Source organism: Vreelandella hamiltonii (assembly GCF_014651795.1).
In the GTDB taxonomy this organism is placed as follows: Bacteria; Pseudomonadota; Gammaproteobacteria; order Pseudomonadales; family Halomonadaceae; genus Vreelandella; species Vreelandella hamiltonii.
Genome location: NZ_BMXO01000006.1, coordinates 120080 through 133511 on the forward strand (window position 1 = coordinate 120080; position 13432 = coordinate 133511).

A 13432-nucleotide genomic window follows, 5' to 3' on the forward strand; every position below is an offset into this window, starting at 1 on the left:
GGTTATCAAACTCTGTTGGCATAAAAGTGATGATAAATCACAGCGGCCACAATAATTAACGAGCATGCTTAACCTCATTTGCTCCGCCAAAACCCCAATACAGGGTGATACCCCCATCGCTGATTTCTAGCCGAAGCAGTTACAGTGCCGAAGGTACGGGCGGCGCGATCCAGGGAGATATCCAGGTCTTCCGCCAAGTCGGCCAGGGCTGTTAAATAGTCGGTTGCACCCCAGGGCTGTATCCGCTCGCCCTGCTCTTTTTCTAGCGCTACCCGCACCAGCAGGCTCTCTTCCACCGGCACGTAGAGCTTTTCGCCTCGCCTTGCGCCATCGTCTACGCGGTGGAGTGTCCAGGTTTCACCGCCCTCATCGGGCAGCAGCGCTAGCGTGGTTTCAGATTCGAGCTGTTTGCGAAAGGGGTCGCGCTGTATGAATACACCCGTCAAATGCAGTTGCGGCATCACATGCCAGCTGTAGGCTCCTAACGGCGGTGGTTTGGGCGTTTTGCCAATTCGTAGCTCTTTTTTGGTCAATGGCTCGGCGGGCTGCTCGATCATCAGTTGATGTAGCCGCTCATGCTCCAGGTCGACAAGACTATCTTTGGCGCGCAGCACTTCCCGCGCCAGCACGCGGGGGCGGGCATCGATCACCTGGTACTCATCTTGCGTTAACAGCTCACTAAGCGAGTGGCTACTTAGCCGCCATTGCAGATCTGTTTCAAAGCCGGGTTTGTGGAAAGCGGGTTTTCCAGGCTGCTCTAAATGTTTGAGGTTGGTATCGAGCAGCAAAATATTGGGCGAATCACACGCCTGCTCGCGGTGTCGTCGAACACGGCCAGCCAACTGGATAATCGAGCGCATGGACGATGGTTCGACAATGGCCCAGTCGTAGTCGTGGTCGCGCCCCACCTCAGTGACTGGCGAGCCTAGAACGATAAACAGATGGTCTTGCTCTTCGCTGCCATCCAGAAGGTGACGAATATCCGGCTGCTGAAAAACGCGATCTGGTTCAGCCCGTTGCAGCGTTTTGTCTAACCGGCGCTCAATTTCTGAGCGCATGACCAACGGGTGACGAGAGTGGTAAACGCAGAGGTGAATGCGAAAACCCTCCGGCGCGCCCTGTTGAAACAGCGCTCTGGCAACATCCACTAATGGGTCGATATTCGCCATGCGAATCAAGCCAAAGCTGACGCGCTTGCCCGAGTGAGGGTCAACGGAGTGATGCTGCTGGTGAAGCGCTAGCGTATTCTCACGCAGTAGGGTCGCAATGGCAGGCCTTATCTCTTCAGGGCGCTTGCCCAGCGGCGGCAACGCTAAAATATCTGCACGGCGGCGTACCGGGCTTTTGGCCAGGCGCTCTAACCGACGCTTGGCAAAAGCATTGTGTGCGGCCTTGAAGGTCTCGCTACTGGCGCAGTTTTCATGCTGGCGGTCATGCTCGTCGAACCAGGCACAGCAAATATCCACCGCCAAGCCTGGTTCGCCTCGATGGCGTTGAAAAGCTTCACGACCGCTTCGGTAGGCTTCATACAACCCTTCAACCAGCGCAGGCGGCAAGGTGGCCGATGAAAGCAGCACCCGTGAACCTAGCAGCCCAGCCCAATTGACGAGCCGGGTAAGCGCCGGCAGGTCGTTGATATCGAAATCGTCTATTTCATCGAGCACCAGGTCGCTGCTCATCAGGCGCAGCATGGGCACGATCTGACGCCCGCCCCGAATGCTCTCGGTGGCAGGCACTAGATGGTCAACGGTACATACCAAAATGGGCGCAGCGATCAGCGCGCGAGTGCCCGGCTCATCGCTCAAGCGGCGCAGCACCGGGTGGTTATCAAAATTACCGTCGAACACCACGTGGGCATCTTCTTCGATCAACGCCTGTTGCGACGCCGAGCCTCGGGCTTCAGCCTGCTGCTCATAGTGTTCGAATAGGGCTTTATTGGCACTTCCCCCCACGCGTACGGCGAGTTCGTCTTCCCCCAAATTCAAGCGATCTCGTAAAGCCTGGCCAGTTTGAAGCGTCAGGGTGCGTAGCCCCAGCGCAATGCTAAACCGCGCGCCCTGCTGAGGGTCAGCCAACGCATACATGATGCGCCCATTGGCGAGGGTTTTACCGCAGCCAGTGGACGCCATGTTAATGCCAAAAAATCCTTGGCGCTGGCTGCGCTCCCTTAGCGACTGGGCAAGGTCAAACGCTTTATCTTGCCAGCGAAAACGTGAGTGGCTACTGCGCTTACGGAACCCTTTATGGCGCGCTAAACGGGGTAAGTGGCTGTCGACGCTGGGTAGCGCGCGAGCAACCGCCGCCGCATGTTTCTCAACCCCCAGAATATGCTCATCCAATGGCTGGTTGGGCTTGCCAGTTTTGCGCACGGTATTGGCAATTAACGGGTAGCTGGGCTCGCCGCGCACGCGATGCTGGAGGTCTTCAAGGCTTGAGTAGTGGTGGTCGGCCAACATCAAGCTAAGCCGTGCCAAGTGCATGACATAGCGGCTTTCCAACCAGTGGCAACCATTGGGCAGCCGTGCCTGTAATCGCATGGCAAGCTTTGAGGCACGCTCACGCCAACGTGGAGTACTAACAGGCAACCCGCCCTTGAACTGCCAGTAGGGCGTAATGCGTTTAGGGTCCTGGGTCTCGGGAAGCTCGTTCCATTCGGCATGAATGGAAGCAAACAGCCCGCCTAGTTGCTCTGATTGAAGTGGCGTATTTCCTCTGCCCCAGCGCCGTTCAGCCTCGCCATCGCGTTCCGGTGGCTTTAACGGTAGCCGATGGTGGCTAAGCACTAGCCAACCCAGCGCAGCCGCCAACGGGGGTAAACGGCTAAATACCGCAGAGGCGGGTGTATCTATCCCGTCACGCTCTAATCCACCCAGCCAGTCTTGCTCTTGATAACTGCCTTCAGCCAAGCGCGCCAACCAGGAGGCATCGTCATCACTTCCCACGAATGCCTGGAACAGGCGTAGGGATATCCACTCATGGCGGTATAAATTGCGCCCTTCCAACTTGCCCTTGAGCCGCTGCTGAAAGGCATCACAGGCTTTCCCCAAATCATGCAGCAACGCAGCCAGCGCGGTGAGCAGGAGAATATCTTCGCCGTTGTGCCAATCATTTTCATCGCGGCGTCGCAGGATATCTCGGGCGGTGGTGTTGGTCGGTACGGCGCCATTGAGATTGAACTGGGCAGCATCCCCCACCACCCACATCAACTCACTGTGGTCGTGGCCACGAATCCAGTGGCAGGCAACGGCCGTATTCTTACGGGCGGTTTTGCGCAGCAGCTTACGCAGCGTATCCAGCCCGGCCTGGGTAATCGGCGTTTGCCACGTGCGGTCGCCCCGGCGTTCGGCAAACTGGTCGAGGATACGGCGCGTTTCTTTCAGGGCATTTTTATTGCACTGGGAAATCAGCAGCACGTTCATGAATCGCCGCTCCCCAGTTCTTGCCCCAGCGCCTGGGCGACTTCCTTGAGCGTATCGATCATGAAGTCGAGGGATTCGGTGCGGGTCAAGCGTTCGATGCAGGCTTGGCGGAACTCCTGCTCTTCATCGCCGCGCATGGCGGAAATGAACGCTTGGGGCAGAATCACCGCGTCTTTCACCAGATCCGCCACATCGAACACTAACCCACCTCGACGGGTTTTACCGTGGAGTACCGCCAGGCCGTGGGGAATGCCCAATACCCAAGTGGCGGTCGCCGCCAAGCCATAGGCCAGGTAGTTGCCATGATCGAGAAAACGGTTGGCGGGGTCGGTACCCGCGCCGCGCTTGGCGCGGGTGAAGTCGCCGTAATCAACGGCGTTCACCGCTAGCTTGAACAGCGTTTTGGTCAAGCGCGCTTCCAGGGTGAGCAGGTCAACCGTGCTGGGGGCTTGCTTGATGGCTTCGCGATGATGGGTGAGTGCGTTGTGCAGGTGATCGGTGGCAATAGTAAAGCCTGCGTCTTTCATCACTCGGCTTGTCCACAGCGCTTCGATACGGGCCAAGCGCGCCTGCTGAAAGGCGCGCGCAGCATCCAGGCGTTTGGCATCATCAAACCAGAAGCGTACCCAGTATTGGAGATACTCCGTGGGCCGGTACTCGCTTTGTGGCGTCAGCCAGGCAACGTCCACATCCACTTCATTGGCGGCAAACAGCGGTGTGCCACCGCCACCACAAAACCCGACCAGTACGCCTGCCTTGGCGAGTTCGCGCATGGCCGCTTGGGTAATCGAGGTGCCTGTGCCCAGCAGTATCGAGGTGGTATTAGCAATGGGAATATTCCAGTAGCGCGACTTGCTACCTTCATCGGTGACGTACTCTACCCGCCCACCGTTCACCAACACTCGGCAGTGCTGGAGGTAGTACAGGTTCGCTCGCTTGGAGTGCAGGATGGTTTTAAGAGCAGAAGGTGAAAAGTCATCCATGGCGGCTCTCCTATTGTTCTTGCCACCATCTAAGCACTCTTCGCCCTGAAACACCATTGATCCTCATCACGCTTTGCCTACCCACTTTCCACGCTCATGGCACCTTTCCGCCGTGCTACGCTTAGCACTATCGTTTCGGTGACTCAGGTGTTTGGCCATGCAATTACGTCAACGTGTACAGAAGATGTTAGCGGCGGGGGCGTTGCTGGTGCTGACACTGCCCGCCCAGGCGCAAACTGGAGATGAGTGGGCCACGTACGACCGCGTGTTCGAGAACGGGGCGCGTCAGGCACAGTGGTGGGAGGCGGGCTGGAGCGGCATTTACGCGGCCAGCCTGGTGGTCGATGCCTACCAGTCCAGCGAGGCCAGTAGCCGCGATGACCGTTTCGATGCGCGTATTGGCGTGGTGAAGTCGGCGCTGGCGCTGGCGGGGACGCTCACCGATCGCCAGCCACATCGGGCGGCGCAGGCAGAGTATGAGCGGCTGAAGGCCCAGGGCGAGTTGAGCGGGGTGCAGGCGTTGGGCCTGCAGTTGGCCCAGGCAGAACGCGAACGCCGTGGCTGGGAAGCGCGGGTCAGCTCCCTGGTGGTGAACAGCGTGGCCGGCGCGGTGATTGCGGCCGATGGCCGGGAGCGGGATGGCGCGGTCAATTTTGCCACCGGCATGCTGATCAATGAATTACAGATCTGGACCCAGCCCCATCAGGCGTCCCGCGCGATCAACCACTTCCAACCGGCCCGTGTGTCGCTGGGCCCGGTCACGCTGGAAGGCGAATATGCCCTGCTGGTTACCCCCCAACAGCTGAGCGCGACCTGGCGGTTCTGAAGGTGGGCCAGGCTGCTTTTCGTGCTCGGCTTGCCGGGCACTTTTTATGGGTACGCTTGTCGTTGTCAGGGCCGCATGAGCGCGTAAAATATGCGGCTCTTTTTTTGTTTCTCTATTCGTTATGTTATAACTTATTTATTCGTGAGTGAGGTTGCTCGATGAGTGAGCACATGCATCGCCATAACAAGGAAGGTCCTTGTCATTTTTCGCTGATGTCGTTGTCGGCCACCAAACGGCTGGGGTTGGTTGCCCTTCCCCTGCTGGCGTTGTGGGGGCTGGTGGCGTGGGCAGGCGGGTGGCCGCTATGAGTGAGCGTTCCTCTTCGCGCCTGCAACTGCACGACCTGCACCTGGCACAGGGTGGTCGCACCGTGCTGGAGCATGTGGACGGCGACATCAAGCGCGGCGCGATCACCGCGCTGATTGGTGCCAACGGCGCAGGTAAAAGCACCCTGATTCAGGCCATCATGGGCGAACTCCGGCCCATCAGCGGCAAAGTGGTGTGCACGGTAGACAAGGCGCGTCGTGCCTGGTTGCCGCAGCAGTTGGCTCTGGATCTGACCTTCCCCATGAGCGTGGAAGAGCTAGTGATGACCGGCAGTTGGCCAAGCCATGGAGCCATGAAAGGTTACTGCGCGGCGCACTACCGCAAGGGTCGCGAGATCATGGCGCGGCTAGGCATCTCCCATTTGGCACATCGGCCACTGGGCGAGCTGTCTGGCGGCCAGCGCCAGCGGGCACTGATTGGCCGCACGCTGATGCAGGAAGCCGAGCTGCTGCTGCTGGATGAGCCGTTCGCCAACGTGGACAGCGACACGGTGGATATCTTGATCCGTATCCTGCGCCAGATGGCCGATGAAGGCGTGACGATCATCATCGTGCTGCACGACATGGACCACCTGCGCCGCCTGGCCGATGAGGTGCTGATGCTGAGCGGCGGCCATGGCCGTTGGGTGGCACCGAGTGCCTTGCACACGCATCACGCCCCCGCCCAGGTGGTGCCCTTCTCGTTGGGAGGTCGTCATGCTGGCACTGCTTGACGCGTGGTTTATCGCGCCGTTCGACTACGGCTTCATGCGCCGCGCCGTGGTGGGTGGGCTGGCACTTTCCTTGGCCGCGCCGCCGCTGGGTGTGTTTCTGGTGCTGCGCGGCATGAGCCTGATTGGCGATGCCATGGCCCATGCCATTTTGCCGGGGGTGGCGCTGGGCTTCTTGCTGGCGGGGTTTTCGCTGCCGGTGATGAGTGTGGGCGGCGTGCTGTTCGGGCTGATGGTGGCGCTACTGGCCGGGGCCGTTTCCAAAATGGGCGGCCAGCGGGAAGACGCAGCCATGGCGAGCTTTTTCATCATTTCGCTGGCGGCGGGCGTCATGTTGATTTCCATGGGCGGCAGCAGCGTGGATTTAACCCACGTGCTGTTTGGCTCCATTCTGGCCATCAACTCGACCGCCCTGCTGCTGATTGCCGGTATCAGCACGCTCATCGTGGTCACGCTGGCGGTCATTTTCCGCTCGCTGGTGGTGGAGTGCCTGGACCCGCTTTTCTTGCGCGGCCAAAGCCACCGCAGTGGCTGGGTGCATAGCGTGTTTCTGGGGCTGCTGGTGCTGAACCTGACGGCGGGCTTCCAAACCCTGGGCACGCTGATGGCCGTGGGGCTGATGATGCTGCCCGCCACGGCAGCCCGGTTCTGGAGCAAGCGGCTGGAAGGTTTAATCGGCATCGCGGTGGTGCTGGCCATGGTGTCGAGCACTGGCGGGCTGCTGCTGTCGTTCCATTTTGATACCCCTTCGGGGCCAAGCATTATCCTGCTCGCAGGGGTGGCTTACTTGTTGTCAGCACTGTTGGGTCGCTATCACAGCTTAGCGGCCAAGCTGCGACGCAAGACCAAGCCACTCGCCCTGGAGCAGACATCCTGATCATTCACTAAAGGAGTTTGTCATGTCCCTTTCCCATACGTCCCGCTGGCTGGTAGGCGTTTCGGCCATGCTGGCCCTGCCTGCCGCCATCGCCAATGAGCGTGTGCAGGTGGTCACCAGCTTCTCGATTCTGGCCGATATGGTCGAGAACGTGGGCGGCGAGCATGTCGAGGTCACTTCCCTGGTCGGCCCTGACGGCGATGCACACGTCTACTCGCCGCGCCCAGGTGATGCCCGTGCGCTGGCCGAGGCCGATCTGGTGGTCTTCAACGGCCTGCTGTTCGAAGGCTGGATGGAGCGACTGATCGACTCCAGCGACTATCAAGGCCCGGTGGTCACCACGACAGATGGCATCAACGCCCTGGCCTACGCGGGCCATGACGATCATGGGCATGACGATCGCGACCATGGACACGATCACGGGCATGATCATGGGCATAGCCACGATCATGGACACAGCCACGATCACGGGCACGACGATCATGAACATGGTCATGGCCATGATGACCATGAGCACGGCGACGATGATCCCCATGCCTGGCAGGACATGACCCAGGCGCGGGTCTACGTCGAGAACATCCGCGACGGCTTGATGGAAGTCGATGCGGACAACGCCGAGCAGTATCAGGCCAATGCCGATCGCTACCTGGCTGACATGGCGGAGCTGGATGCCGAGATTCGTGCGCTGATCAGTGAGATCCCGGCTTCCGCCAGCGTCATCACCGGCCACGACTCCTTCGGTTACTTCTCCCGTGCCTATGGGGTCAACTTCCTGTCTCCGGCAGGGCTCTCTACCGAAGCAGACCCCAGCGGCGCCAGCATGGCAGCGCTGGTGGACGTGATCGAGCAGGAGAACGTTCAGGCGCTGTTCCACGAGAACATGACCAACCAATCCATTATCGTGCAACTGGCCGAAGAAACCGGCCTGCCCATTGCTGGCACGCTTTACGCGGATGCGCTGGCCAGTGAGGGCGATGCCAGCACTTACCTGGGCATGATGCGCCACAACGCCACGGTACTCCACGCCGCCCTGGCCGAACCAGGCCACGATGATCATGGTCATGGCGACCACGACCACGACCACGACCACGACCACGACCACGACCACGACCACGACCACGACCACGGTGATCATGGTCATCGTCACTGATTATTGAGGTCAACGGCTGCTTACCGCTCAGCCTCACGCAGGTTGATCGTGGTGAGCAGCCACTGCCTGAAAGACGCCATGGCATGGGTTTCTGACCGCGCTTGCAGGCGTGTCAGCCAGTACCCACCTAGACTGACAGTGGTGTCGAAAGGCTGCACCAGCGCACCACTGCTCAGCTGCCGAGAAAACATCAACGGTGGCGCCAATGCCACGCCCACCCCTTGAAGCGCGGCTTCCACCATGGCAATGGAAGAGTCGAAGACGATGCTCTGGGTCGTGGGAAGGCTACGAGGCAATCCGGCGGCCAACAACCACTCGGCCCACTCATCGGCACGATACGAACGCAGCCAGGTTTCATGCAACACATCGGCTGGCGTGTCGAGCCGTACAGCAATATCCGGAGCACACAGCACCGAAAGCGATGCAGGCAGTAGTGGCTGAGCCGCCGTGCCATGCCAGGCTCCCGTGCCAAAGCGAATCGCAAAATCGAGACCTTCAGCGGCTAAATCGGCACGATTGTTGTGGGTGGAGAGCCGTAAATCGACGAACGGATACGCGTCATGAAAGTCGGCCAGCCGTGGCAGCAGCCAACCCACGGCAAACGTACCCACCACACCCACGTTCAAGACCTCACGATGACGGCTTTCGCCTAACCGCTCCAACGTGTGCGACATCTGATCGAACGCATTCTTCAGCACAGGCAACAGCAGCTCGCCTTCCTGAGTCAGCATTAGCCCTCGGGGCAAACGTGTGAATAGCGGCACCTTCAATAGCCCTTCCAGGCGCTTGACCTGATGGCTCACGGCCGCCTGTGTCACGTGCAGCTCTTCTGCTGCACGCGTGAAGCTCAAATGTCTGGCCGATGCCTCAAAGGCTCGCAGAGCCTTCAACGGCAAATAGGAACGCACTGCGCCACCCCCAAATTTTTCTAATAGCTCATGCAAAATCTTGCCATTTGTGGAGACCCATCGCGCTCTTTATTTTAGTCACCCGTGGCTTTTGTATCGACCAGAGCAGCCTTCCACCGACATGACTCATCGCAACAGGAGTTTTGCATGCGCACGCCGTTTTCAGCACGCCGCTGTCTTCTCATGGCCTCCTCCTTACTTTTCAGCGGGGCAGCCTGGGCGCTCGAAGAGCCTCACGAGGCCGATCTTCAAGCGTTGCTGGACAGCACGATCACCCCGCTGATGGAACAGTATCGTATCCCCGGCATGGCCGTCGCGCTAAGCATTCAGGGGCAGCCGTATTACTTTAATTATGGGCTTGCAAACCTGGAGACGGAGGAACCGGTCACGGATGAGACGCTTTTCGAACTAGGCTCCATCAGCAAGGTTTTCACGGCCGCCCTGGCGGGCTACGCGCAGGCCAGCGGTGCCCTTTCCCTCTCTGACCCCGCCAGCGGCTACTGGCCAGCCCTTGAAGGCAGTGCCTTCGATGAGATCACCCTGCTGGAACTGGGCACCTACACGGCAGGCGAGCTTCCGCTGCAGTTTCCGGACTCGGTGCAATCAGAAGAGCAAATGATCGATTACTATCGCCAATGGCAACCCGAATCGGCTCCAGGGGCACAACGTCTGTATTCCAATCCGAGCATCGGTTTGCTGGGCTATCTCACCGCGCAACGTTTGGGCAGCCCTTTCGAGACGCTGATGGAAGAAGCGCTGTTCATACCGCTCGGGCTCGAACACACCCATTTTCAAGTGCCCGACGCGCAACGGGCACATTATGCCTATGGCTACTCGAAGGAGGATGAGCCCATTCGGGTGAATCCAGGCGTGCTGGATGCCCAGGCCTACGGGCTGAAAGCCAATGCCGCCGACGTGCTGACCTTTCTGGAAGCGAACATGCGAGACCCGGCCAATGCCAGCGGCACGACGGAACGGCTGGATGACGCCTTGGCAACGACACGCACAGGCTACTTCGACGTTGGCCCCATGACCCAGGGCCTGGGCTGGGAGCATTATCACTACCCGGTGACCCTGGAGACACTGCTGGAAGGCAATTCGCTCGAGATGATTTTGGCGCCCAACCCGGCACATCGCCTCACGCCACCGCAGGCCCCTCGGCAAGCGGCCTACTACAACAAGACGGGCTCAACCAATGGCTTCGGCGGCTATGTGGTCTTCGTGCCCAGCGAGCAGATCGCTATGGTGATGCTGGCAAACCGCAACTACCCCAATCAGGCGCGTATCGAGACGACTCACCATATTCTCAGTGCACTGACCGACACCCCGCAATGAAAAACCGCCGCTTTCGAGCGGCGGTTTGTTTGCAAATGACGAGGTCAAGCATCAGGGAAGATTGCGTTTTGCAGCGCTGATAAAGGAGACTAGCCCCTCTCCCTGCTCATCTCACTCATTGCAAAGAGCCAAGCCCATGCGCCTGAACGCCGATTTTAGCCACTTTGCCTGTATGACGCCGGAGCAGTATCACTGGGTCGCGTCGCCCAGTGCAGGCGTGGAACGTATGATGCTGGACCGGATTGGCGAGGAAGTCGCCCGCGCCACCAGCCTGGTACGTTACGCGCCGCACAGCCAGTTCAGCCACCATACCCATGGCGGCGGTGAAGAGATTCTGGTGCTGGAGGGCGTGTTTGCCGACGAACATGGCCGCTACCCTGCGGGCAGCTACCTGCGCAATCCCATTGGCACTGGCCATACGCCCCATATTGGCGAAGAGGGGGCGCTGATTCTGGTGAAACTGCATCAATTCGATGACAACGACCTGCTGCAGCTGGCCATTCCTGCCCACCGCCTGCCCTGGCAGCCCGACCGGCGGCCAGGCATCGGCTACAAGATGCTGCACACCTACGCGCAGGAGCGGGTCAGCCTGGAACGCTGGGAGCATGAGGTGACCATCGATTACCCTGCGCTACCGGGCGGGCTGGAACTGCTGGTACTGGAAGGCTCGCTCTACGAGGCGGGCAACGAATACCCGCAGGGCAGCTGGTGCCGCTTCCCACCTGGGGCCACCCCATCGCTGCGGGCCGGTGAGCACGGCGTCATGATGTACATGAAACGCGGGCACCTGACGGATGCGGTGTGCCAGGCTAACGCGCCAGCCCAATGAACGGCAGCAGGGTCAGCAGCGCGATCAGGATCACGGCGACCATCACCAGCGCGATCTGAATCGGCTGCTCCCGTAAACGCCGCCCCCAGGTCGGCGCTTCGTTGCGGGCCAGCGCTTCCTGGTGGGCCTTTCGCACGCTGGCCTGGCGTTCGACCTGGTACTGCGCCAGCAGCGCCTCGGCGTCGTCTCGCTGGGCCGGGTTGCGCAGCCAGATGGCATCGACCCCCAGGCGGAAAAACCCCGCCTGGGTTTCATACACGTCGAAGCCGTGTTCATCCAGCAGTTGGCGCACTTCCATGGCCTCTTCATCGGTCACGTGGCGCAACCGGAACAGCAAATGTGCCATGTTAGCCGCCCAATGCCGCCATGCGATCCGCCTGAATCACTTCGATCCAGTAGCCATCCGCGTCCTTGACGAAAATGACGTCTTTCATCTTGCCCTGGTCGGCACGCTTCACGAAGGTGACATCGTGCTCGTCGAACCAGGCCTGGGCGGCCTCCAGGTCCGGCACGCTGAAGCAGATGTGGCCAAACCCCTGGGGCTCGGCATTGCCGTCGTGGTAGGCAAAGTCCTGCTCGGTTTCGGTGCCCCAGTTGTGGGTCAGTTCCAGCAGGCCCTTCTGGCTGAAAGTCCAGGCGGTGCGAGCGTTCTGGTCCTCCGGCACCTGGTCGTCGGCTTCCACGTTGGCCAGAAAATAGAGCGAGAACTGCATTTCTTCGAAATCCAGCCGCCGCAGCACCTGCATGCCAAATACGCGGGAATAGAACGCCAGCGCGCGCTCCGGGTCCTTGACCCGCAGCATGGTGTGATTCAACCGAAACCCTTGGGTCTGGGGAGCCGCAGGGGCAACACCGGGATGCTGTTCACCTGAAAACGACATGACTTTCTCCTGTTGCTGCGTGATGTATCTGGCAATTGGTGCCCAAGTAGGCACTTTGGTACGTAAATACTTTGACGAAGCCCATACCATGTACAAGGCTTTAGGCTGCTGCTAACGCGAACCCCATCGAATCCGCCGTTACCGCCCCTTGGATCATGTATGAGGGCGGCGCTGCGATAATTCTAGCCCCTGCCTGAGGAGGCCGCATGTCACGTGATCTCAATGTACTGGGTGAGCCGCTCACCCCCTGCTGTCACTCGCCCAAGACGGGGTTTTATCGTGATGGCTTTTGCCGGGTCGGCACCGACGATGTGGGGATTCATTCGGTATGTGCCATGGTCACCGAGGAGTTCCTGGCGTTTTCCCGCGCGCAGGGCAATGACCTGGTCACCCCGCGCCCCGAGTACGGCTTTCCTGGCCTGCGGCCCGGTGATCGCTGGTGCCTGTGTGCCCACCGTTGGGCAGAAGCCGCAGAGGTCGGTCTGGCCCCGCCGGTGATTCTGTCAGGCACCAATGCACGCACGCTGGACATCATTCCGCTGATCAAACTGCAACAACACGCCCTGGATGCAGTGCACTAGGCCTGCCAGCGCGCGGGGCGCTTCCCCAGGCATTGGTCGCAGTGGATTTTCTATGCAACTCTTCTACACTACTATCTCTATAGCTGTACATTCCGCGTATCGTTAGCCTGGGAGTGTGTCATGACCGACATTGAAATGACGCTAGATGATCGCCTGACGTTGAAGCAGTTGGCCAACGCGCTACAGAACGGCTTTTCCCCCATCGTGGAGGTCGTCTCGATGGATGGCATCTACAAGGTCCGCTTTCATCATGCCCACGGCGTCTCGGACCTGAGCAATGCACAGGGACAAGTCAGCACGTTTCTGGGCACCGGCGAAATCCGCGACACCCTCGGGCAACTGGGGCTGACCCACGGCGTATTGACCTGTTCCGACCAGTGTGGCGACGAGATGATCGGCGTCTCGGGCAGCGCCATGACGCCCGATGAAATGCTGACCTACGGCACACGCATCGCGTTTCGCTGATCTTTCCGCGCCATTGGCTTTACACATCCCGCCTGGCCGAGGATAGTACGCCTACGACAGGGGCGCCGCGACGCGGCTGAGAAGCACCCTTTGAACCTGAACCGGATAGCACCGGCGTAGGGAGTCGTGGTGCTTCCATTCA

Annotated in this window: 14 protein-coding genes and 1 riboswitch; of the genes, 9 read left to right on the plus strand and 5 right to left on the minus strand. The window is 59.9% G+C overall.

The genetic code is table 11. The features are described 5' to 3' along the window. Window positions 1-74: 74 nt before the first annotated feature. Window positions 75-3419 carry a type I-F CRISPR-associated helicase Cas3f gene (cas3f, locus tag IE061_RS08315; protein WP_193461397.1) on the minus strand — a complete coding sequence of 1115 codons (3345 nt, stop codon included), beginning with the start codon at window positions 3417-3419 and terminating at the stop codon, window positions 75-77. Continuing rightward, entirely contained in the window at window positions 3416-4402 is a 987-nt protein-coding gene (gene cas1f, locus IE061_RS08320) for a type I-F CRISPR-associated endonuclease Cas1f (protein ID WP_193461398.1), read from the minus strand. The genes cas3f and cas1f overlap by 4 nt, the downstream gene beginning before the upstream one ends. 157 nt (window positions 4403-4559) lie before the next feature. On the opposite strand from cas1f, the gene IE061_RS08325 reads away from it, so the two are divergent. The 5 genes from IE061_RS08325 to IE061_RS08345 all read left to right on the plus strand — a co-directional run bounded on the left by IE061_RS08325 (window position 4560) and on the right by IE061_RS08345 (window position 8291). Further along, window positions 4560-5228, plus strand: coding sequence for a hypothetical protein (locus tag IE061_RS08325; protein WP_230478412.1), 669 nt, complete (start codon window positions 4560-4562; stop codon window positions 5226-5228). Between the two features lie 158 nt (window positions 5229-5386). Continuing rightward, the gene (locus tag IE061_RS08330) at window positions 5387-5536 is read left to right on the plus strand and encodes a hypothetical protein (protein ID WP_167385702.1); all 150 of its coding nucleotides are present in this window, start codon (window positions 5387-5389) and stop codon (window positions 5534-5536) included. Further along, window positions 5533-6267, plus strand: coding sequence for a metal ABC transporter ATP-binding protein (locus IE061_RS08335; RefSeq protein WP_016915809.1), 735 nt, complete (start codon window positions 5533-5535; stop codon window positions 6265-6267). The genes IE061_RS08330 and IE061_RS08335 overlap by 4 nt, the downstream gene beginning before the upstream one ends. Further along, window positions 6251-7141, plus strand: a complete 891-nt coding sequence (locus IE061_RS08340) for a metal ABC transporter permease (protein ID WP_193461399.1) — start codon at window positions 6251-6253, stop codon at window positions 7139-7141. The genes IE061_RS08335 and IE061_RS08340 overlap by 17 nt, the downstream gene beginning before the upstream one ends. Before the next feature lie 22 nt (window positions 7142-7163). Beyond that, on the plus strand, window positions 7164-8291 hold the full coding sequence (locus tag IE061_RS08345) for a metal ABC transporter solute-binding protein, Zn/Mn family (protein WP_193461400.1): 1128 nt from the start codon (window positions 7164-7166) through the stop codon (window positions 8289-8291). 20 nt (window positions 8292-8311) lie between these two features. On the opposite strand, the gene IE061_RS08350 is transcribed toward IE061_RS08345, so the two are convergent. Beyond that, window positions 8312-9199: a LysR family transcriptional regulator gene (locus IE061_RS08350; protein WP_193461401.1), complete on the minus strand. Its 888-nt coding sequence runs from the start codon at window positions 9197-9199 to the stop codon at window positions 8312-8314. Window positions 9200-9382: 183 nt separating this feature from the next. Between IE061_RS08350 and ampC the strand changes: the two genes are divergently transcribed. Together ampC and IE061_RS08360 are read left to right on the plus strand one after the other, a co-directional pair. Further along, entirely contained in the window at window positions 9383-10534 is a 1152-nt protein-coding gene (gene ampC, locus IE061_RS08355; RefSeq protein WP_373294958.1) for a class C beta-lactamase, read from the plus strand. 136 nt (window positions 10535-10670) lie between these two features. After that, on the plus strand, window positions 10671-11363 hold the full coding sequence (locus tag IE061_RS08360; RefSeq protein ID WP_039180601.1) for a cupin domain-containing protein: 693 nt from the start codon (window positions 10671-10673) through the stop codon (window positions 11361-11363). On the opposite strand, the gene IE061_RS08365 is transcribed toward IE061_RS08360, so the two are convergent. Both IE061_RS08365 and gloA read right to left on the minus strand, forming a co-directional pair. Continuing rightward, the gene (locus tag IE061_RS08365) at window positions 11344-11709 is read right to left on the minus strand and encodes a DUF6164 family protein (RefSeq protein WP_193461403.1); all 366 of its coding nucleotides are present in this window, start codon (window positions 11707-11709) and stop codon (window positions 11344-11346) included. The genes IE061_RS08360 and IE061_RS08365 overlap by 20 nt on opposite strands. Before the next feature lies 1 nt (window position 11710). After that, window positions 11711-12244: a lactoylglutathione lyase gene (gene gloA, locus IE061_RS08370; RefSeq protein WP_096921639.1), complete on the minus strand. Its 534-nt coding sequence runs from the start codon at window positions 12242-12244 to the stop codon at window positions 11711-11713. 206 nt (window positions 12245-12450) lie between these two features. Here gloA and IE061_RS08375 point away from each other — a divergent pair, with 206 nt between their 5' ends. Both IE061_RS08375 and IE061_RS08380 read left to right on the plus strand, forming a co-directional pair. Further along, complete coding sequence (locus IE061_RS08375) at window positions 12451-12825, plus strand: DUF2237 family protein (RefSeq protein ID WP_039180609.1); 375 nt, start codon at window positions 12451-12453, stop codon at window positions 12823-12825. A gap of 120 nt (window positions 12826-12945) precedes the next feature. After that, complete coding sequence (locus IE061_RS08380; protein WP_039180612.1) at window positions 12946-13290, plus strand: hypothetical protein; 345 nt, start codon at window positions 12946-12948, stop codon at window positions 13288-13290. Window positions 13291-13338: 48 nt separating this feature from the next. Further along, window positions 13339-13430: riboswitch (TPP riboswitch) on the plus strand. The last annotated feature ends 2 nt before the right edge of the window (window positions 13431-13432 follow it).